The 202-nt window shown below is 64.4% G+C and carries 1 rRNA gene; it reads right to left on the bottom strand.

Going from position 1 to position 202, the window contains the following annotated elements:
- Positions 1 to 202 (bottom strand): 23S ribosomal RNA (locus E9529_RS21715); the annotation flags it as partial.

The following is a 202-nucleotide window of genomic DNA, read 5'->3' as shown; positions in this document are numbered from 1 at the left end:
TGTGGCGTCCACGGCTGGATCACTCCGCCGCTTCCACCGCCACACGACGCTCCCCTACCCATCCACACACCTGGCCGGCCCTGCAAGAGGACCGGCGGGCTACGTGTGAATGCCACGGCTTCGGCGGTGTGCTTGAGCCCCGCTACATTGTCGGCGCGGAACCACTTGACCAGTGAGCTATTACGCACTCTTTCAAGGGTGG

The organism is Blastococcus sp. KM273128 (genome assembly GCF_021698975.1).
GTDB lineage: Bacteria > Actinomycetota > Actinomycetes > Mycobacteriales > Geodermatophilaceae > Blastococcus.
This window is presented reverse-complemented; position numbering and strand designations above follow the sequence as displayed.